We start from the raw sequence: 20,105 nt of genomic DNA on the forward strand, positions 1-20,105 counted from the left end.
AATATTTTTTACCCCACCCTAACCCTCCCCTTGTAAAGGGGAGGGAACTGGATTTTTATTGTTTCCCCCCTTTACAAGGGGAAAGGGGGGTAGCAATGTGATGAAAATTACGGAATACCACTTTTCAAACATCCTCTTAGGTAAAATGTCCCCCAGGATTGAGTATTATTCTAGGTTATGATTCTATTATCCATTACTCAGTACCTATCCCACCAGCTTCTTTAGTTCCCAAGTAGGGAAATTTTTTAGCTCGAATCCGCTCAGATATTTCGGTTAGATCGGTTTTACCACCTTGATGATAAGTTACTCTAACTACATAATGATTAACTAATTGTTTTCTTTAAGATACCATTTAGTTATAATTGGCAAAGGTACTAGGAAAATATCCTGTTATAGCTGTTGCCAGGTAGGTGAGAACGGACAGTCATCAAAAAAGTGAGTCCCCAAAACACTTTCAATCTTTCTGTCCCCTGCTATTAATCAAATTAATCCCCAACTAGCTTTGAAATCCTGGTTTTTTAACCCTACCCAACCCCAAGCCAGATCAGAAACCGCTACTCTACCTGTTGGACAACTCCAAATTCGTGTAGCTACACCTGATGATCTCATGAATATTGCTCAAATTGTGGCGGAAAGCTTTCACTCTCAGCAGGGTTTATGGGGTTGGACTTTCGCTTTGTTTCGTATGGGTATTTATGAAGATCTAAGGCATCGTCTTCAGTCTCCCACAAGCCATCATATTTGTTTGGTTGCTGTTGATGCTGCCAGTGAAGATCAGAAAATTATGGGAACTATAGAAATGGGTGTCAGGATTACTGATGCTTGGACTAGTATAAATCCAGGTTTCCCTTATCTATCTAATTTAGCTGTTCACCCCAGTTACCGCAGATTGGGTGTAGGTGCTAGTTTACTGATTCGCTGTGAGCAAATCTCCCAAGAATGGGGATTTCAAGACTTGTATCTCCATGTTTTGGAAAACAATCATCAAGCCCGTCAGCTTTATTTTAAGTTGGCATATCGGGTATATAAAGTTGAATCCCCTTGGAATACACTTTTTCTCAGTCGCTCACGTCAGATATTACTACATAAACGAATATAGCAGGAGTCACTGAGTCAGTTTTTGTATTGATCAGTTTGAATTTTTTTTCCCCGCAGAAATAGTTGCTAATATCCCAGATGAAGCTTTTGCTATGTTGGTTGGTGTGTTAATACAAACTGCAACAATAGTCCGCAGTATAGGTATTGATCTTGATAATTAATGGATAATAATTATTCCCTATTCATGTAAAGCGATTTGTATTCGCTCTATTGTGCGCGTGTTTTCTGCTGGTGTGCCGATAGTGATTCGTAAGCCATTGGGTAGAAGTCTAATCAGAGTCCCCTGACTTCTGAGTTTTTGGTTGAGATTTGTTAAAATTGTAATTAGTGAGTGAGCATCATCAGTTTTAACACGCAAGTAAATAAAGTTGGTGGTGCTGGGTGTAATTTCTAGATTCGGGTGTGTTGATAAAGCTGTGATCATTTTGGTTCTTTCACTCAGGGTTTGGGGAATTGACTCTAGTAAAAGTTGCCGATTTTCTAAAGCTATGAGGGCAGCAGCGATGGAAAAGCTGGGAAGATTGTAAGGAAGACGGACTTTTTCTAAAATAGCGATCGCCTCTGGATGTGCGATACAATAACCTACACGCATGGCGGCAAGACGAAAGGCTTTGGAAAAAGTCCGTAATATTATCCAATTAGGATGTTGTAATAATTCCGCAGCTAAAGTAGTTTGACTAAATTCAAAGTAAGCTTCATCAATAACTACTAAAATTTCTTCTGGTAAACTTTTTAACCATTCTAGTTCTGCTGTTGTTAAACAATTAGCTGTGGGGGAATTGGGGTGAACGACAAAAACGACGCGAATAGGGGGATTTTGTGTTTGGGCAATGGCAGATTTAGCTGCTTCTAAATCAGTTTCAAAATTGCTTTGATTTCTCCCGACTGTAACCACAGGAATGCCCAAAGTCTGCGCCAAAATTCCATACATGGAAAAGGTAGGATTGGCAACTAATATAGCACCTTCTCCTCCTAAACAGGTGGCAATTAATAGGGATCTAATTAATTCATCTGAACCATTACCAACGGAAATATTATCAGCGGTGAAAGTTGAATTTGCCAGATTTGCCGATTCGTTGACATATTGGGAAATGGCATTTTTTAAAGTTTCATGGCCACCATCAGGATAACGATTAGTTTCAATAAGTTTTTGATAAGTCCAAGCTAATTTTTCTTTGATTTCTGGTGGTAAATCTAAGGGACTTTCATTAGTATCTAATCGGTCAAATTGAATAGCGACTGGTTCGGCATTATCACTACCAGGATGAGCTTTATAAGCGTTAAGTTTGGATAAATCGGAACGGATAAATTTAAGCATTTGTTATTGGTGATTGGTGATTGGTGATTGGTGATTGGTGATTATATACCTTGTTCCCAGTCTCTGACTGGGAATACTATCACAGAGGCTCTGCCTCTACTGTTATGGAAAATGAAGGCAGAGCCTTCTATAATTCATTCCCATACAGAGTATGGGAACGAGAAAACGAGAAATATAATTCATTCCCATACAGAGTATGGGAACGAGAAAATGAAGGCAGAGCCTTCTATAATTCATTCCCATACAGAGTATGGGAACGAGGAACGAGAAATTTTTTTAACATTCAGATTTACTAATATTGCATTAATTACAGAATCAATCACAGTAGCAACACAAGGAATAGCGATGGCATTACCAGTTAATTTTCGCATGGTTTGATAACTTCCTACTATTTTATAAGATTCTGGAAAACCTTGCAATCTTAACATTTCTCTTTCTGTTAATCTTCTTTCTCCATTGACTAATAAATAATTATAAGATGCTCCTGCTCTCAATGCACAGGAATAAGGATATACACTGATATTACCAGATTTATTTTCATGCCATATTGTTGGTTGATCATATTTTTGATTAAGCTTGACTTTTTCTAAACGATTTTGTCTAATTTTGTCCGAAGCGTAATAAAAGTCAGAAACAGATTTTTCTAATATTTCTGATAAAGGCTGCATAGGCATTTTGATTAATGGCCAATTAAAATTATGATGATGAGTTTGATTTTTTAATCCGACTATCAAAATCCTTTCTCGTTTTTGTGGTAAACCAAAATTAAGAGCATTAAGAATTTGATAATCTGTATAATATCCTAAACCTTTTAATGTATTAATAATTATTTGTAATGTTTGCCCTTGTTGATGTCCTTTTAGTTGTTTGACATTTTCTAATATAAAAGCTGAAGGTTGTTTATTTTTAATAATTCTGGCAATATCAAAAAATAATGTTCCTCTAGTATCTTCAAATCCTTTCAGTTCTCCACAAATGCTAAAAGGTTGACAAGGAAAACCACCTAATAATATATCATGGTCAGGAATATCATTTTCATTAATTTTTGTAATATCTCCTATGGGTGTTTCTCCAAAATTTTCTAAATATATTTTTTGGGCATTTATATCAATGTCACTAGAAAAAACGCATTGGCATGGAATTTTATAATTATGACAAATCCTTTCAATTGCTAATCTAAATCCACCTGTACCACTAAATAAGTCTATAAACTTGATCATTCACTTTGATGAAATATATGCAAACTAAACCTATCACAATTTTAGGGGTTTAGCACTGCTAAACCCCTACCAAATACAATTATCGCATGGTGACAAATTCCTCTGCTGCTGAGGGATGAATACCTACAGTGGCATCAAAATCAGCTTTAGTTGCCCCCATTTTCACCGCAATAGCGACACCTTGAATAATTTCTGCGGCACTATCTCCCACCATGTGAGCGCCTAAAATCTTATCAGTGTTAGTATCTACTATCAACTTCATCATGGTTTTTTCTTGCTTACCCGGTAAAGTGTAGTACATGGGGCGGAAGCTAGTTCGATAAATTTTGATATTATCATCACCGAATTTGTCCCTAGCTTGGGCTTCTGTCAAACCCACTGTAGCCGCTTCTGGGGTAGTAAATACGGCAGTAGCTACGGTTTTGTGACTGAATTCGCGGCGATTGTTGCCAAATTCGCTGTCAGCAAAAGCACGTCCTTCACCAATAGCCACGGGTGTTAAATTTAAGCGGTCTGTGACATCACCAACAGCATAAATATGGGGTTGGCAAGTTTGACTATATTCATTGACGGAAATTGCATTTGAGGTGCTGTATCCTGGTTCTTCTTCAGAACTGGGAACACAGTCAAGTTGGGCATTTTCTAAGCCTAACCCCTCTATGTTGGGACTGCGACCGGTGGCTACTAAAAATACATCAGCAATGATTGGTTCTTGGTTTTCTCCCGATAAGGTTAATTTCAGTCCTGCGTCTACTTTTTCTATTGCTGTCACTTCAGTATTTTGGATAATACGAATACCATGATTCGTCATTCCTTCTTGGATACTGGTGCGGATATCTTGGTCAAAACCGTTCAAAATTTGCTCTTTGCGGATAATTTGCGTGACTTCTGAACCTAAACCGCCCATGATACAAGCAAATTCACTACCAATATAACCAGAACCAATGATAGCGATATGTTTGGGTTGGGTTTTCAGGTGAAAGATTTCATTGGAGGTAATACCGTGTTCTATACCCGGAATCTCTGGTTTAATGGGACGACCACCGACAGCAATTAAAATTTTCGCGGCTGTATATTGTTTACCATTCACTTCGACTGTGTGGGGGTCTACAAAACTAGCACGACCGGAAATTAGTTCTACTCCGGCTTTTTCTAAAAAGCTGATGTGAAGTTTGGAAAGTCTGTTAACTTCGTTATCTATGGATGTAATAAAATGTTCCCAGTCAAATTTTACGTCTCCCACTGTCCAACCATAACCTGCGGCTTCTTGGAATTGAGCCCGAAAGTGAGAACCATAAACCATGAGTTTTTTGGGGACACAACCGCGAATTACGCAAGTACCACCAACTAAATCATATTCGGCGATCGCCACTTTTGCACCATAACTAGCCGCCCGTTTAGAAGCAGCCAAACCCCCAGAACCAGCACCAATCACAAACAGGTCGTAATCAAAAGTCATAAATTTCTACTTTTTTCACTAAAAATAGGCTATTCAACTATATATAGTCAAGTTGCCTAGATTTAATCTAACGTAACTAACAACTGATAACTAACAACTGTACGGGCGAAGCATTTGGAGAACTATTTTTGGCAATGACCGATAATTTATCTTCCAAATGCTTCGCCCCTACTAACAACTGACAACTGACAACTGACTAATAACTAATCCAATCACTCCAACTACCAGCGTAAAGTTTAGCGGTGGGAATTCCAGCTATAGCTAAAGAAAGTAAATTTACACAAGCCGTCACACCAGAACCACAATAAACTAAAATTTCTTTATTTGTATCTATATTTTGCCAGTGTTGAGATTGTCCTGACGGAGGAAGTAGGCAACCAAAAGTATCAGTTATTTCTTGCCAAGGATAATTAACAGCACCGGGAATATGTCCAGCAATTTTATCAATTGGTTCTTTTTCTCCACGATAGCGTTCTCCTTCTCTGGAGTCTACTAAAACTACATCTAGACTATCTTTGTGATTTTTTACATAAGTAAAATCTACAACTTTATCCTTTTGGATTTGGGGAATAAATATTCCTCTTGCAGCAGTAGGAATTATATCTGTAACAGTATAACCTGCTTTTTGCCAACGGTCAAAGCCACCATCTAAAACAGCTACTTGTTCATGTCCTAAATACCGCAATAACCACCATAAACGAGATGCAAAAGCCAAGCGAGAATCATCATAAGCTACTACTAAAGTTTTTTGAGAATTTACCCCAATTGCTGATAATTTTTCGGCTAACTCTGTGGTATTTGGTAAAGGATGCCTGCCCCCATGTTCTTGTACAGGACTAGATAAATCTTGATTTAAGTCTAAATAATAAGAGCCTGGGATATGATTAGCTTGATACTGTTTTTTTCCTAATTCGGCATCAGCTAAAGAAAACCGACAATCAACAATCACAACTTGAGAATTATTGAGATTTTCCAACAGCCATTGTGGAGAAACAATAAATTGATTATTCATGGGTAATTGGTAATTGGTAATTGGTAATTGGTAATTGGTAATTGGTGATTGGTAATTGGTAATTGGTAATTGGTAATTGGTAATTGGTAATTGGTGAAAACTATTCTTCTTTCTTCTTCCTCCTGAACTCCTGAACTCCTGAACTCCTGAACTCCTGAACTCCTGAACTCCTGAACTCCTGAACTCCTAAACTCCTAAAATGTTTACACCCCAACAAACGCAAGATGGTTCTTTTACCTTTTTTTCCACAGAGTTTAATGAAGCCTTTCATAGTCACTATGGAGCAAAACAAGAGAGTTTCTTGAAGTTTGCTGTTCCGACTCGATTACCAATATTAGCCGAAACGGGATTTGTGCGGCTGCTAGATGTTTGTTATGGTCTAGGATACAATACAGCAGCAGCTTTACAGACAATTTGGCAAGTAAATCCTCGTTGCCGTGTGGAAGTGATTGGCTTAGAACTAAATCCCATTGTCCCCCAGGCGGCAATTAACCATCAGTTATTCAATGGTTGGGACGACAAATATATAAAAATTTTAACTCAAATAGCGTTTGCACATCAAATCCACATAGATTATTTGCAAGCTACTTTACTAATTGGTGATGCTAGAAACTTAATTCTCCAAGTACATGAATCGGGCTTTCAAGCAGATGCAATTTTTCTTGATCCCTTTTCACCTCCGCAATGTCCACAATTATGGACAGTGGAATTTATCCAAAAAGTATCAAAGTGTTTACACCCAAATGGGTTGCTGGCTACTTATTCCTGTGCTGCGGCTGTAAGGACTGCATTGTTAGCTGCGGGTTTGGTTGTCAGTTCTACTCCACCGATAGGAAGACGGACTCCAGGGACTATTGCTGGACATCCCAAACATGGTGAGGAATCAACTATATCCTCTTTACCGCCTCTTTCCCAAGCTGAAGCAGAACATTTACGAACTCGTGCTGCTATTCCTTATCGAGATCCTAGTTTAAGTGATACTGCTGAAATGATACTCAAAAGACGACAAGAAGAAATTCAAGTCTCTACTTTGGAATCAAGTTCACAATGGCGCAAAAGATGGCGAAGATAGGGATTGAAGACACTCTGCTGGGAATCGGCCTAAATCCTGGAAGTCATCATTGCAGGTGTAACAGAGGTATTTTTGATACTATAAGGGCTGGAAATTGCTACTTCAGTTGCCCATCCTGGCTTGAGATTCTGGAACAAACGATCAGGAGTCATGTCCATAGTAGCACAAAGAGGATCATTATAACCGTTGCCAGGCCCCCATTCCCAGGCGTACCAGCCAATTTCGTGTTTGTGACATTCTTCTAAGATGGTTTTGTAGTCAATTTCTCCATCTGAACTACATCCACTTTTATTTTCACCAGCATAAGCTCCAAATTTGGAGAACTCGCCGACAATGAGGGGATAACCTAGATTAACTGACTTTTGCAACTGCGATCGCACAAAGTTAGCATCAGCACCATTAGATATACCCCAATAAAGATGAACTGAAAACAGCAAATTGTTATCTGGGTCAGTTTTGAGTAGAGTAGATGCAGTAGCATCGAGAATTCCGAGATTTTTACCCCAGTCGGGAGCATCTATTACTAAAGGAGTACGAATTCCTGCGGCTCGCATAGATTGAATAGCTGCTGTATAACCATCAATAAATTGAGCTTCATTTACCTGATCATTTCCAGCTTCATTGGCAATATTAACTAATAGATATTGTTGATATTTCTGGATTAAATTGACAACATTAGGCTGAACCCAGTAATCAACTAATGTCTGAAGACGATTCCATTCTCCTGTGGCATCATGTAACTCAATCATGGGAATAAGTTGATTATTTATGGCATTGTTAATCAGTTGATCCAGGACATTAATATCTGTTGTCCCTTGTTGAGTTGTGATAGCCCAAACAATTCTGACTGTATTTGCCCCCGTTTTGCGAATTTCTGGGAAGGAAATACTGCCAGTGGGATCTTCTCCATCCCATACCGACATTTTGTTAACTCCGCGCAGAATGACTTTGTTGCCAAGCTGATCATATAGGTTTCTACCCTGAATATAAAAAGTAGTTCTTTGAGGAGTGCTGCGATTAATTTTTTGACGTTTTTTTTTGAAATTAACCAACTTAGCAACAGCTTCATAAGAAAACAATAAATTAGCAGCAAAGCTAACTCCAAACCAAGTTAAAAATTGACGACGATTCATAAATAAATCCTTGTTTTTAATTGCAAATATTTTTATCAGTGTTGCTCACCTGGGAATTGTTTTTGAGATAATTATCTAACCAGTTACAACCTCGATCAATTAGATGATCAAAATCGAGAGTTTCGGCATTCCAGATTTCCACAAGTCCATCATCACTTACCGCAGCAATTTTTTTGCCATCAGGACTGAAGCTAACATTCAAAAAAGCATAACCATGTCCTTCAATAGTTTTGATTTCCTGACCATTTTCCACATTCCAAAGTCGGATTGTGCCATCAGAACTACCAGAAGCTAGAATTTTACTGTCAGGACTAAAGCTAAATTTAATAACTCCCGCAGTATGACCTTTAAAAGTTTTGATTTCCTGACCTTCTAAACTCCAGAGTTTAATCGTTTTATCCTGACTACTAGAGGCAATTATTTTACCATCAGGACTGAAACGAACATTAGTGATATAACTATTATGCCCTTTGAAAGTTTTCAGATTTTTTCCCTCTAAATTCCAAAGTTTTATTGTACTGTCATGATGACCAGAAACAATCATCATACCATTAGGACTAAAATTAACACTGCGAACCTTACCACCATTTCCTATCAAAGTTCTCAATTCTTGATTATTTATATTCCATAGTTTGACTGTACCATCATAACTAGCAGTTGCCAGAATTTTACCATTAGGACTAAAGCTGACATCAATAACTTGATCACTATGTCCTTGAAAAGTTTTAATATTTTGACCATCAAGACTCCAAATCTTAACCATTTGATCAAAACCTACAGTAGCAATTGTATTACCATCGGGGCTAAAGGTAATGTTCCAAATCCGATTCCAATCAAGATTACTGTTAGGACTAATAGATTTAATTTTTTGACCATCAATACTCCAAAGTTGAATAGTTTTATCATCTCCTGCTGAAGCAATGATTTTACCATTAGGACTAAAATTAACAGCCCAAAGAGAGTCAGTATGTCCAATGAAAGTTTTGGGTTCTTGATCAAGATTCCAAAGTTTAACTGTATTGTCAGCGCTCGCAGAGGCAATAATTTTATGATCGGGATTAAAACTCACACTAAAAACAGAATTATTATGCCCTTTGAGAGTTTTCAATTCTTTACCTTCAATACTCCACAATTTAACTGTGTTGTCAGCACTACCAGAAATGATCGTCTGACCATCGGAGCTAAAGCTAACACTAGTAACATAATTATCATGTTTGCCAATAGTTTTGAGTTCTTTTCCATCTAAATTCCAAAGTTTAATAGTAGTGTCTCCTCCCGCAGTAACTATGGTTTTTCCGTCAGGACTAAAACTAACATCAAAAATAGATTGATTACCTGCTTTCCAGGTTTTAATTTTTTCTCCATTTGCACTCCAAATAATTATAAATCCCCCTAAATCAGCCGTAATGATGTTTTTGCCATCAGGACTACAACTGATGCTCCAAATAGGAAATTTATGACCTTTGAGAGTTTTAATTTTTTGTCCATCAATACTCCAAAGTTGAATGGTATTATCTTGATTAGGAGCAGCAATAATTTTACTATCAGGAATAAAACAAAGACTATTCATGAAATTATCTTGGTTATCTTGCCCTTTTAAAGTGATTAATTCTTCTCCATTTATTTTCCATGTTTTGATAGTATTATCTGCACTTATAGCGGCAATAATTTTATTATCTGGACTAAATTTAACATTTCTAAAAATTTGATTATTACCAATAAATCTCCTGATTTCTTTGCCATTTATATTCCATACTCTAACTGTATTATCTTCACTAGCGGTAGCAATTATTTTTCCATTTGGGCTAAAAGTTACACTTCTGACAGCATCATTATGTCCTTCTAAATGATTTTGTTCTCTGACTTGATAAACTGCTCTTTGTAATGCTAATTTTACCGATTCTTTAGTGTTAGTATCTGCCCAAGTTACTAATTTTAATTGCCTAGCTGCTTTTATGGCTGCAATCAAAGCATCAAGTTCTCTATTTGAGTTTAATAAAGCATAGGAAGATATACTCAAAGATTTGATTTTTTCTATTTGTATATCCTTAATCATTGTATTTGCTAATATTCCAGTAACTACCGCTGTAACTATGGTAATTGCTAATATTCCTCCTCCTGTCTGAATCCGTTTTTTAGCTTTTTGATTAGCTACCAATAAAACATCATTTGCTGTTGCTAAAATCCCAGATGCTTCTGCTTCTATCTGCAATTTTTTCTGAATATCTCGCTTTTCTAATTCCTGACTAGCATCTAAAAATTTACGATCTAAATCGCTTAAACCTTTATCTGCTGCCCAATTACGAGCATCTTGCAAACTTTGACCACGTAATAAACGCGACTCATCTTTTAAATTGGAACTTAGCCAAATATTTAAATTTTGAGAGTAAGGTCGAATATTTGCTAATACTTTATCGAGCCATTTTTGATTAAAAATTTCTGCATAAATACAATTATAAATTCTTAGTTTTCCCTGTTGTTTAACAATTAATCCTGTTAATCGTAATTGAGTTTGTTCGGGACTATCATCGGCAATTATTTCTCCATTATTTAATATTTGCTGATATAGTCCTAATAATCGTCCAGTTTGATTTTCTGAACTTTGTAAAATTCGATCTCTGATAGTTTTTAAATGTTCTGGTTCATCTTGTGCTTCCCAATTTTCGATAATTTGTGTTTGGACTAATTTTTCTACATATTCTTTTTCCTGAAACTCTGGAAATAAGTTATTAGAAATACAAATTAATTGACAAAGTTTTTGGGTTAAAAATGGTTGTCCTCCAGTCCACTTTAACACCTCTGCTAATATTGCCTGTGGTTTAGGAACTATATCCTCTAAACCTTGCATTAAAGATTCTACTTCATTTAATTGAAATCCATTTAATTCGATAGCTCTACCAATATTAAAAGGTGTGCGATTTTTATCAGCAATTAAATTAGAGGGAGTTGCTACTCCTAATAAACAAAAGGTGAGCCGTTGATATTCGGGATTATCTGCCCGTTGATTATAACAAGCACGAATAAAGGCAAAAAAATCATCTTTAAAATTTATTCTTAAAATACTGTCAACTTCATCAATGAAAATAATAATTTTCCCAGGAAATTCTGTTAATAGTACATCATCAATTAATTCACTTAATCGTTGTTTAGGTGGTAAAAATTCCCGTTCTCTCCACCAAGTCCCAAAATTCACTTTTTTGGATAAACCAAAACCCCGCAACAACTCAGAAACAAATCCTCCATACCATTCGGAAGGTGTAACATGACTACCAATTCTGGTTAAATCAACTGATGCACATTTTATTCCTTCTTCTTTAAGCTGTTTCATAGTATGTACGCGCAAACTCGACTTACCCATCTGCCGCGAGTTTAAAACATAACACAAGTCTCCGTTTTTTAAGCCTTCATAGAGGTCAGAATCAGCTTGTCTAACTACATAAGTTGGGTGCTGATATTCTAGACTGCCTCCGAGTTTATAGTAATTAAAATTTGTCATACTATTTAAGGGTTGAAGTTGAAGAAATTATTTTTCAAATCAAACATAAAAGCCAAGTAATTTGATTAAATTGAATAACTATACCTTAGAGGATTTATTTATAAAAAACATCTATTTGAGAATTTACCTGATTTTTTATGACATTTACTGATTTTCTCAAAAATCATCAGTTTAAACCACAGATTTTTTAGGTATAGACAGCAATTAAATTAACGAACACAATGGTAGTTAACAAGCAGTTTGGCATCAAACTCACAATTAGAAAATAGGAGCAATCATGAAATTTAACTTATATCATGCAAGTATCGCAGCAATAGCAGTTATTACTTCACTTACTAGCTTCACTAACCTAGTGAAAGCACAGGAGTATCAAAATTTAGTTCCACTAGAACTATACTGGAGTCCTCAGAGAGAAGACAACTTTGTAACTGCCACTCCAGATGGTAAACGTAGTGCAGAAGAAGCTGGCTACAGTTATGCACGAACTGAAGCCTGTGTTTTTCGTAAGCAAAAGCCAGGAACAGTACCTCTTAATCTATATTGGAGCGCCCAAAGAGAGGATAATTTCAATACTGCAACTGATGTAGGTGCTAGAAGTGCTGTAGAGGCTGGCTACAGTTATGCGCGAGTTGAAGGATATATTTTTCGTAAGCAAAAGCCAGGAACAGTACCTCTCAATTTATATTGGAGCGCCCAAAGAGGGGATAATTTCACAACTGCAACTAGCGAAGGTGCTGCAAGTGCTAAAGAAGCAGGATACATTTTTGCCAGAGTTGAAGGATATGTTTTTCCTGCAAGTCAATGCCAATAATGGTGTTTATTCAACACCTAGTAGTCTGTCAAAGACATTTTCGTAGTCTGAGATGAGATGTCTGGGAGCAGCTAAGGTCTGTTCCCAGATATCCCTTTGAGAATCTTAGGTAACGAACGGTTTGCTCTCACATTCACAAATAGAAATACAAAGGAAATTTTATGAAAGTTAAAAAACTCGGTTTGGGATTATCAACACTTGCAGCCCTGTCAGTATTTACAAATCTTGCTTTTTCTCTGCCTGCTGTAGCACAAACATGGCAACGAGTTCCCGGTTGTGCAAAGAAAATCGCCCTTGGTGGTGCTGGTGCTTGGGTATTAGGTTGTGCCAAAGGTGGCAGTGGTGGTTATCAAATCTTCTCCTGGAATGGTTCTGCTTGGGATTTAGTTCCCGGTGCGGCTGTAGAGATAGCTGTTGACTCTAGCGGTAGTCCTTGGGTTGTTAGCACCGGTGGAGAGATTTTCCAAAGAAGTGGTGATTCATGGCAACGAGTTGCTGGTTGTGCCAAAAAAATCGCTGTTGGTGGTGCTGGTCCTTGGGTATTAGGTTGTGCCAAAGGTGGCAGTGGTGGTTATCAAATCTTCTCCTGGAACGGTTCTGCTTGGGATTTAGTTCCCGGTGCGGCTGTAGAGATAGCTGTTGACTCTAGCGGTAGTCCTTGGGTCGTTAGCACCGGTGGAGAGATTTTCCGCGCACCATAATACCTACGGCGTACTCCTGAAGGCGATCGCCAATATCAAACTTCAAAGCATAATTCAAATCAATAGAAAATTGGAGCAATCATGAAATTTAACCTGCTAAAAAGATTCTTGAGTATTTCAACTTTAAGTTTGTCAGTCTGTGGGATTGTGCTAACATCATCATCTTCCGTTTATGCCCAATATAAAAGTTTGTACGGTCAAGTTCAGTCCTTTCGTTCGTATAACTTTCCTGATCGCTATATTCGCCACCGAAATTTATTGGGCTACATAGAGCCAATTAATAACGAACTCGGAAGAAAAGACGCAAGTTTCAAAATTGTTCGGGGATTAGCAAATAGCAAATGCTCTTCATTTGAATCTGTAAACTTTCCAGGTCACTTCTTGAGACACGAAAATTTTCGACTCCAGTTGTCAAGGATGATCAATCAGCAGCTTTTTAGGGAAGATGCTACTTTTTGCATTAAAGGTGGAGTCTTTGGTGATGATCAACGTTGGACATTTGAATCTCTCAACTTTCCTGGACACTACATCCGACACAAGAATTTTGAGTTGTGGGTAGAACGCTCAGATGGTAGCGATTTATTTGCACAGGATGCGTCATTTAGGATTTTCAATCCTCTCTATCGGTAGGGTAATCTTGTTCGTCAATCAAAACTACTTTTTTTCCTAATATCTAATGAATAGAGTTGACCTTCATAAAATATTCACTGCTACAAAATATTGGAGATATTTCATGTCATTAATTAAATTACGTCAAACTCACAACTTACTTACCAAAGGCTTATTAACTAACATTTTCACTGTGGCTGTTAGTTCAATATTTTTCACCAACATTGGTATCAACCAAGCACAAGCTTCCTGTGCAGCACCTTATAGCAATCTTGATTTTGAGCAACAGCCATCTTCTTATTGGCAAACTGAAGGACGTGCAGGTTTTGATATTAAGAAAGGATTTAGTTTTAAGGGTGAAAATAATGCCTGGATGCGGAATGTTTCCGGTTGGAATGGTATTCGTCAACAAGTACGTCTCAAACCAAATTCTAACTATATTTTGGAAGCTTATGTGAGAACATCAGGCAATGTTACGGATGGATATTTCGGAGTGCGTGATAGTCAACAAAAAGTTTGGTCTGAACTCAAATTTGCTAATTTATCAGAGTATACAAAATTAACACTACAATTTAGAACTGGTAATGCCTCAACTTATAACATCTTTACAGGTTTGTGGGCTTTAGGACAAGATAGTTGGGTGCAAGTTGATGGTTTTTCTTTAAAGGGTCCAAGTCCAGACTGTCCTAGTCAATAGGAATTTTCATTAGGTTTTATCAATTTACTTCCCCAATCAAAATTATGAAGTTACTCCAAAAGTGTTTGTTAGGTTTAATGCTGATTCCCTGTGGATTATTATTTAATCTTGGTACAACTAATGCCTCACAGGTGGTCACTCAGTGGTATTTTGGCTCATGGGATTGTAATATTGACGGTCGTAATGCCAAAATGCAGTGGCTTGTAGTTGATGACCCGCAAACTCAGTGTGATGGTGATGTCTGTAGGACTACATCAGGTGTTAAGGTTGTAGGACAGTTCAGTGATAATGGTAGTGCATGGGTGTCACTAGCAAAACATTCTGCAAATTCAACATCTCTCTCAATTCGTTATTTAGGTCAAGAACAAGATAACTGGTTTTTGAGATACAATGTTAAATCAGGTCGGGCTATCGGTTGGACTACCTGGAGAGGCAAACGTTATCCTTTATCTTGTGCAAATAGAAGACGTTAGGAAAAAATTTCACGAATACAAATATTGATTTTAATTCTGCAAATGTTCTCGAAAATATTGTTGATATAACTGACAACTTGGTGTTAATTTATCTCCTATTCTCTTTACTAATCCTATGCTGTAAAGTTGATATGCTGAAATTGTTTCTACGCTTACAGGTTTTTGAGCCGTAACTACTTCTAGGAATGCCTGAGTTAGATGAGGATTAATTTTAAAAGTATGCAAAAATCGCCGCAAATGTTCTTCGTAAATTCCGGCATTTGTTGGCGCATTTTGCAATAAATTTTCTAAAGTTATATCCCCAAGTGCTAGATGATAAAGTGCCAATCTAATTAAATATGGATGTCCCCCAACTAGAGACATTAATTGCTGTAATTGATTTTGATTATAATCAAGTTGATGATTGTGGGCTAAAACTTTTATTTGTTCTTGCGTAAATTCTGTTAATTCCACTACTAAGCCAACATTAAAGGGGGATTGATTGATATCTAATGACCCATAATTTTCGGTAGAATGGACTACAGCTAATCGTAATTTTTCCCAAATATCTACAGTTTTAGCTTCTTCATGCCAACTACGTAACATGGCAAAAAAACCTTGGGAAATTTCGGGATATTGAAATACTTTATCTACTTCATCTAATGCCAAAACTAAATTATTATTGATGTTGTCTAAAATATGATCTTCAAAATATGTGGTACAATTAATAATGCTACCTCTATATTCATCCCAAGATTCATTTAATAAAGAAGGTAATTTTAATTTGTGACTAACATAAGCACAGAACCAGCGTAAAAATTTATCTAAATCATTAAAAACGGTTGTTTCTGCTTGTAAAAAATTTAATCTTACTGTGTGATAACCTTGCTGATTTGAGTGAGCGATAATTCTATCAAGTAGGGAGGTTTTACCCATTTGATTTGGAGCTTTAATCCGAATTAGAGAACCAGCCTGGAGAATTGTATCATAACAACGTTCTTCTATTAGATTTCGTTGAATATAAAATACAGAATTTAGAGGAACTGAACCTTTTGGGTATTCTGGTAAAAATTCATTTTTGATGGGATTAGAAATATTTTGATGTAATTCTGTTTGTAGAATGTTGTTATTGTTAAGATGCGAACGTTCAACTGCTGCACGAAAATTAGTTTTATTAACTTCTTCTCCTAATGCTTCTGAAAGTAATTTCCACAATTTGAAACCTACATCTTGGCGGAGATATTTGGCTGTATAACCTTCATTATTGGCAATTTCATCATAATTTAGACCTTGCCAAGATCCTTTCAGGATAATTATCTCCACATCTTTCAAGTGTCTGTTAACTTTATTAAAGACAACTGTATCTAAAATTTGTAATGCTTCTTCAACGTTCATATATTTAATTTATGCCGATTGAAGTCAGTATATCGAGTTTGTGCCGAAAAAGAAATATCGAAATTTGGATACATCGCTTACTTGTTAAGGTATTCTCATTAATTGAGACTATCCCGCTAACAGTGGGATGGGTTCTTTTTCATCTAAAATCTCCAGAAGACTCCCACTACAGATGATTAACTGATATGATTTGACCTGGAAGGGAGCAAATCAAAACAGCATTTATCGCAAATTTACTGATATATAACTATGGTTGTTGTAGCAATTCTCGCGGCAGGAAAAGGCACAAGAATGAAATCAAATCTGCCTAAAGTTTTACATTCTTTAGGTGGTAGATCTTTAGTCGAACGCGTTATTGAAAGTGCTGAACCCCTTTTACCTTCACGCAGATTAGTAATTGTTGGCTATCAGTCCCAAGAAGTAAAAACGGCTATGAATGCAATTCATGGTGTGGAGTTTGTGGAACAGACTGTACAATTAGGCACAGGTCATGCTATCCAACAATTGCTTCCCCATTTAGAAGGTTACACTGGGGATTTATTGATTTTAAATGGTGATGTCCCTTTATTACGGACGGAAACTTTAAACAACCTCTTACAAACTCACGAAGAAAATCAAAATTCTTGTACTATTCTCACCGCACAATTGTCAAATCCTCAAGGTTACGGACGGGTTTTTCGTAACAGTGAATGTATTGTCCAAAAAATAGTTGAGGACAAAGATTGCACTCTTACCCAAAGAGAAAATGACCGCGTGAATGCTGGTATTTACTGTTTCCGTTGGCCAGATTTAGCAAAGTTTTTACCTCAATTAGAAGCAAATAATGCCCAAAAAGAATATTACTTAACTGATGCTGTCACTCAGGTTGGTAAGGTAATGGCTGTAGATGTGAAAGATTGCCAAGAAATTTTGGGAATTAATGATAGATTGCAATTAGCAACAGCTAACGATATTTTGCAAAGACGGATTAAGGAAAAATGGTTGTTAGCAGGTGTTACCTTAATTGATCCTGCAAGTATTACTATTGATGAAACTGTAGAATTACAACCAGATGTGATTATTGAACCTCAAACTCATTTGCGCGGAAAAACGATAATTCAAGCTGGTAGTCGCATTGGTCCGGGGAGTTTAATTGAAAATAGTGAATTAGCTGAAAATGTCACTGTTCTCTATTCTGTAGTTACAGATAGTATTGTTCAATCTCAAACTCGAATTGGACCCTATGCCCATTTACGTGGTCATGCTAAGGTGGGTGCTAATTGTCGAATTGGTAATTTTGTGGAGTTGAAAAATACCCAATTAGGCGATCGCACTAATGTATCACATCTCTCATATTTAGGTGATACTACGGCGGGAACTCAGGTCAATGTAGGTGCGGGAACAATTACTGCTAATTATGACGGTGTGAAGAAGCATAGAACAATTATAGGCGATCGCACTAAAACCGGTTCTAATAGTGTTTTAGTTGCACCTATTACTGTGGGGAGTGATGTCTATATAGCCGCAGGTTCAACGGTGACGGAAGATGTCCCTGATGATTCTTTGGTAATTGCACGCAGTCGTCAGGTTGTGAAACCAGGTTGGAAGATGAAAACTGATAGTTAATGTTTTTTTGGGTGCGTTAAGAAACGCACCTTTTGATAGCTATTTTTAGATAAATGAACTACGGTTTTTGTTTCGCGCAAAGGTGCAAAGGAGCAAAGACGCAAAGGAAGAAATTCATTTTTATGCAGAAATCTGATTAATTCCTAGTTGATAAATTACCTGTTCTCGTACTGAGTTTGCAGCAGCTAGAGCTATTTCTTCCCAATCACTAGCTAATAATAAAATAGTTAAAAGCGACTTTAATAAATCTCGATTAGATATAAATTCTTCAACATTATATAATTCATCTTGCTTTAAAATTTCTTGCAGTGCTGATAAAGCTATAGGTTCGGGTAATTGTAGTCTTTGAATCAAGCGTTTTTGTGCTACTTCTAAAGCCGTTTTTTCCCCTATACCCAAATTCCATTCTTTTATGAGTAACCGCAGTTCTCGGTTGAGTGATACGCGCAACTGTGTCATTCTTCCAAACATTCCAGGATTTCGCAATAAAGCGGGAATTGCTAAACCCCAATCTAATCCTGCTGTTACGTCGCAGTCGGTTTCATCTTCAATTTGAATTGCTTCTTGAAGGGATGTTGGGTTAAAAAGTAAATTAATAGCTTCAGCTACATTTTGGTTATTATTCATAATAATTTCGCTCATCATTATTGTAGTCGTAACATACCATATTCAAAGTAGGTAAGATTCTCGTAAGTAGATAAACATAATAAAAACGATATGTGTTTAGTTTTGTGAAAACCGTGAAACGACCTATTTGCAAGGCATTCATTGAATTTACATTTCGTCATATACCTTTAATTTTTTCTGTTTACCTACTTATTCTTCATCAATACCAAGATTGAGCATATTTTGGTTTTCATAAAATCGTTCCGCAGTCGGAAGTGAATGCAGTCCAATTCTCCCACCATAACCTAATTCTACACTTCTGAGTCTTGCATATCTCAATAATGCAGTACCTACACCTTTGTATCGTAGTGGACGTTGTATTTCTTTACGATTCCAAGGTGCAGAGGTAATGTACTGGATATATACTAATCTTTGCCCAATTGCAGAGCGTGAACCGTGTAATTGAGTTTCCACCATCATTAACCAATATACCCAAATTCCATTTTCTTAGGTCTAATCGAAGTTCTCTGTTGAATGATACACGCACCTGTTGATATATTATTAAATTACAGAGCATTAATAATGTGAAAATTAAAACATGAACCAAACTTTTAACGTTTACTGTGATGAAAGCTGCCATCTAGAAAATGATCATCAACAAATAATGGTGCTGGGTGCCGTTTGGTGTCCTTTAGAAAAAACGCGAGAAATTTCAGTTCATATCCGGGAAATTAAGAAAAAACATGATCTAAAACCAGAATTTGAAATTAAATGGATAAAGGTTTCACCCGCTAAAATAGCGTTTTATCTCGAATTAATAGATTATTTCTTTGATAATGAAAATTTGCATTTTCGAGGTCTTATTGTAGCAGATAAATCCCAACTACAACATGAGGTTTACAATCAGACTCATGATGATTGGTATTATAAAATGTATTTTACTTTGCTCAAGACAATTCTCAGTCCACAAGCAAATTATAGAATTTACTTGGACATTAAAGATACACAAGGAGCAAAAAAAGTTGCCAAATTACATGATGTACTTTCTAATAACCTCCTTGATTTTTCACGCCAAATAATTGAACGGCTTCAAACTGTGCATTCTCACGAAGTAGAAATCTTACAACTTGCAGACCTTTTAATCCCACATTCCGCACCCCAAACTGTCACAGATCAAAAAAGCCCTTAAAGTAGTACATAATAACTAAAGTCAATTCAAAAATTAAGATGCTTAATGAGATTAAGTAGCATTAAAAGGGACGTGGTGTGATAAAGTGAAACTTGGTAACAAAAGAAAAAAATGAATTGATAACCAAATAAGAAATAATTGATGACAACAGAAGTATTAGAGGAAACTGTTGTGAAATTAAAATCTCAAGAAATAGAAATTGAGAACATAGACCATCTAGGGATAGTAGCAG

The 20,105-nt window shown here is 36.6% G+C and carries 18 protein-coding genes and 1 pseudogene; 9 read left to right on the plus strand and 10 right to left on the minus strand.

Annotated features, from left to right (window positions below):
* Positions 1–502: 502 nt before the first annotated feature.
* Positions 503–1,099 carry a GNAT family N-acetyltransferase gene (locus PN450_RS03210; protein WP_210422245.1) on the plus strand — a complete coding sequence of 199 codons (597 nt, stop codon included), beginning with the start codon at positions 503–505 and terminating at the stop codon, positions 1,097–1,099.
* A gap of 177 nt (positions 1,100–1,276) precedes the next feature.
* Here PN450_RS03210 and PN450_RS03215 read toward each other — a convergent pair whose 3' ends face one another.
* From PN450_RS03215 to PN450_RS23920, 5 genes are all read right to left on the minus strand, one after another.
* A complete protein-coding gene (locus tag PN450_RS03215; RefSeq protein ID WP_271835411.1) occupies positions 1,277–2,416 on the minus strand; it encodes a histidinol-phosphate transaminase in 1,140 nt (379 codons plus the stop codon).
* A gap of 233 nt (positions 2,417–2,649) precedes the next feature.
* Complete coding sequence (gene dcm / locus PN450_RS03220; protein WP_271835412.1) at positions 2,650–3,636, minus strand: DNA (cytosine-5-)-methyltransferase; 987 nt, start codon at positions 3,634–3,636, stop codon at positions 2,650–2,652.
* 79 nt (positions 3,637–3,715) lie between these two features.
* Positions 3,716–5,095, minus strand: coding sequence for a glutathione-disulfide reductase (gene gor / locus PN450_RS03225; protein WP_213799307.1), 1,380 nt, complete (start codon positions 5,093–5,095; stop codon positions 3,716–3,718).
* Between the two features lie 196 nt (positions 5,096–5,291).
* Positions 5,292–6,107, minus strand: a complete 816-nt coding sequence (locus PN450_RS03230; protein ID WP_271835413.1) for a sulfurtransferase — start codon at positions 6,105–6,107, stop codon at positions 5,292–5,294.
* Positions 6,100–6,198, minus strand: coding sequence for a hypothetical protein (locus PN450_RS23920; RefSeq protein ID WP_334311476.1), 99 nt, complete (start codon positions 6,196–6,198; stop codon positions 6,100–6,102). The genes PN450_RS03230 and PN450_RS23920 overlap by 8 nt, the downstream gene beginning before the upstream one ends.
* Positions 6,199–6,306: 108 nt before the next feature.
* Between PN450_RS23920 and PN450_RS03235 the strand changes: the two genes are divergently transcribed.
* The gene (locus PN450_RS03235) at positions 6,307–7,179 is read left to right on the plus strand and encodes a tRNA (5-methylaminomethyl-2-thiouridine)(34)-methyltransferase MnmD (RefSeq protein ID WP_271835414.1); all 873 of its coding nucleotides are present in this window, start codon (positions 6,307–6,309) and stop codon (positions 7,177–7,179) included.
* A gap of 29 nt (positions 7,180–7,208) precedes the next feature.
* Here the strand turns inward: PN450_RS03235 and PN450_RS03240 are convergent, their stop codons facing one another.
* Together PN450_RS03240 and PN450_RS03245 are read right to left on the minus strand one after the other, a co-directional pair.
* Complete coding sequence (locus tag PN450_RS03240) at positions 7,209–8,312, minus strand: cellulase family glycosylhydrolase (RefSeq protein WP_271835415.1); 1,104 nt, start codon at positions 8,310–8,312, stop codon at positions 7,209–7,211.
* Positions 8,313–8,328: 16 nt separating this feature from the next.
* Positions 8,329–11,808, minus strand: coding sequence for a WD40 domain-containing protein (locus tag PN450_RS03245; protein ID WP_271835416.1), 3,480 nt, complete (start codon positions 11,806–11,808; stop codon positions 8,329–8,331).
* A gap of 277 nt (positions 11,809–12,085) precedes the next feature.
* On the opposite strand from PN450_RS03245, the gene PN450_RS03250 reads away from it, so the two are divergent.
* The 5 genes from PN450_RS03250 (at position 12,086) to PN450_RS03270 (ending at position 15,099) form a co-directional block, all read left to right on the plus strand.
* Entirely contained in the window at positions 12,086–12,619 is a 534-nt protein-coding gene (locus tag PN450_RS03250) for a hypothetical protein (protein WP_271835417.1), read from the plus strand.
* Positions 12,620–12,780: 161 nt separating this feature from the next.
* Positions 12,781–13,320, plus strand: coding sequence for a tectonin domain-containing protein (locus PN450_RS03255; RefSeq protein ID WP_271835418.1), 540 nt, complete (start codon positions 12,781–12,783; stop codon positions 13,318–13,320).
* Positions 13,321–13,401: 81 nt separating this feature from the next.
* Positions 13,402–13,950: an AbfB domain-containing protein gene (locus PN450_RS03260; protein ID WP_271835419.1), complete on the plus strand. Its 549-nt coding sequence runs from the start codon at positions 13,402–13,404 to the stop codon at positions 13,948–13,950.
* Between the two features lie 103 nt (positions 13,951–14,053).
* Positions 14,054–14,626, plus strand: a complete 573-nt coding sequence (locus PN450_RS03265; RefSeq protein ID WP_148765968.1) for a carbohydrate binding domain-containing protein — start codon at positions 14,054–14,056, stop codon at positions 14,624–14,626.
* Between the two features lie 44 nt (positions 14,627–14,670).
* Positions 14,671–15,099, plus strand: a complete 429-nt coding sequence (locus PN450_RS03270; protein ID WP_168694643.1) for a DUF6006 family protein — start codon at positions 14,671–14,673, stop codon at positions 15,097–15,099.
* Positions 15,100–15,129: 30 nt separating this feature from the next.
* Here PN450_RS03270 and PN450_RS03275 read toward each other — a convergent pair whose 3' ends face one another.
* Positions 15,130–16,473, minus strand: a complete 1,344-nt coding sequence (locus PN450_RS03275) for an AAA-like domain-containing protein (protein WP_148765964.1) — start codon at positions 16,471–16,473, stop codon at positions 15,130–15,132.
* A 249-nt stretch (positions 16,474–16,722) separates the two neighbouring features.
* On the opposite strand from PN450_RS03275, the gene glmU reads away from it, so the two are divergent.
* Entirely contained in the window at positions 16,723–18,078 is a 1,356-nt protein-coding gene (gene glmU / locus PN450_RS03280) for a bifunctional UDP-N-acetylglucosamine diphosphorylase/glucosamine-1-phosphate N-acetyltransferase GlmU (RefSeq protein WP_271835420.1), read from the plus strand.
* Positions 18,079–18,198: 120 nt separating this feature from the next.
* Here the strand turns inward: glmU and PN450_RS03285 are convergent, their stop codons facing one another.
* Both PN450_RS03285 and PN450_RS03290 read right to left on the minus strand, forming a co-directional pair.
* A complete protein-coding gene (locus PN450_RS03285) occupies positions 18,199–18,705 on the minus strand; it encodes a hypothetical protein (protein WP_148765961.1) in 507 nt (168 codons plus the stop codon).
* A 189-nt stretch (positions 18,706–18,894) separates the two neighbouring features.
* Positions 18,895–19,167 (minus strand): annotated as a pseudogene (locus PN450_RS03290) (GNAT family N-acetyltransferase); the annotation flags it as partial.
* Positions 19,168–19,282: 115 nt separating this feature from the next.
* Here PN450_RS03290 and PN450_RS03295 point away from each other — a divergent pair.
* Positions 19,283–19,873: a DUF3800 domain-containing protein gene (locus PN450_RS03295; RefSeq protein ID WP_271835421.1), complete on the plus strand. Its 591-nt coding sequence runs from the start codon at positions 19,283–19,285 to the stop codon at positions 19,871–19,873.
* The last annotated feature ends 232 nt before the right edge of the window (positions 19,874–20,105 follow it).

This window comes from Dolichospermum lemmermannii CS-548 (genome assembly GCF_028330815.1).
In the GTDB taxonomy this organism is placed as follows: domain Bacteria; phylum Cyanobacteriota; class Cyanobacteriia; order Cyanobacteriales; family Nostocaceae; genus Dolichospermum; species Dolichospermum lemmermannii.

What these genes read in the sequence shown, in the direction of transcription:
- gor (WP_213799307.1), bottom strand. Translation starts at nt 5,095, where the DNA reads ATGACTTTTGATTACGACCTGTTTGTGATTGGTGCTGGTTCTGGGGGT.
- PN450_RS03295 (WP_271835421.1), top strand. Translation starts at nt 19,283, where the DNA reads ATGAACCAAACTTTTAACGTTTACTGTGATGAAAGCTGCCATCTAGAA.
- PN450_RS03285 (WP_148765961.1), bottom strand. Translation starts at nt 18,705, where the DNA reads ATGAATAATAACCAAAATGTAGCTGAAGCTATTAATTTACTTTTTAAC.
- dcm (WP_271835412.1), bottom strand. Translation starts at nt 3,636, where the DNA reads ATGATCAAGTTTATAGACTTATTTAGTGGTACAGGTGGATTTAGATTA.
- PN450_RS03270 (WP_168694643.1), top strand. Translation starts at nt 14,671, where the DNA reads ATGAAGTTACTCCAAAAGTGTTTGTTAGGTTTAATGCTGATTCCCTGT.
- PN450_RS03260 (WP_271835419.1), top strand. Translation starts at nt 13,402, where the DNA reads ATGAAATTTAACCTGCTAAAAAGATTCTTGAGTATTTCAACTTTAAGT.
- PN450_RS03275 (WP_148765964.1), bottom strand. Translation starts at nt 16,473, where the DNA reads ATGAACGTTGAAGAAGCATTACAAATTTTAGATACAGTTGTCTTTAAT.
- PN450_RS03240 (WP_271835415.1), bottom strand. Translation starts at nt 8,312, where the DNA reads ATGAATCGTCGTCAATTTTTAACTTGGTTTGGAGTTAGCTTTGCTGCT.
- PN450_RS03215 (WP_271835411.1), bottom strand. Translation starts at nt 2,416, where the DNA reads ATGCTTAAATTTATCCGTTCCGATTTATCCAAACTTAACGCTTATAAA.
- glmU (WP_271835420.1), top strand. Translation starts at nt 16,723, where the DNA reads ATGGTTGTTGTAGCAATTCTCGCGGCAGGAAAAGGCACAAGAATGAAA.
- PN450_RS03250 (WP_271835417.1), top strand. Translation starts at nt 12,086, where the DNA reads ATGAAATTTAACTTATATCATGCAAGTATCGCAGCAATAGCAGTTATT.
- PN450_RS03255 (WP_271835418.1), top strand. Translation starts at nt 12,781, where the DNA reads ATGAAAGTTAAAAAACTCGGTTTGGGATTATCAACACTTGCAGCCCTG.
- PN450_RS03235 (WP_271835414.1), top strand. Translation starts at nt 6,307, where the DNA reads ATGTTTACACCCCAACAAACGCAAGATGGTTCTTTTACCTTTTTTTCC.
- PN450_RS03265 (WP_148765968.1), top strand. Translation starts at nt 14,054, where the DNA reads ATGTCATTAATTAAATTACGTCAAACTCACAACTTACTTACCAAAGGC.
- PN450_RS03230 (WP_271835413.1), bottom strand. Translation starts at nt 6,107, where the DNA reads ATGAATAATCAATTTATTGTTTCTCCACAATGGCTGTTGGAAAATCTC.
- PN450_RS03245 (WP_271835416.1), bottom strand. Translation starts at nt 11,808, where the DNA reads ATGACAAATTTTAATTACTATAAACTCGGAGGCAGTCTAGAATATCAG.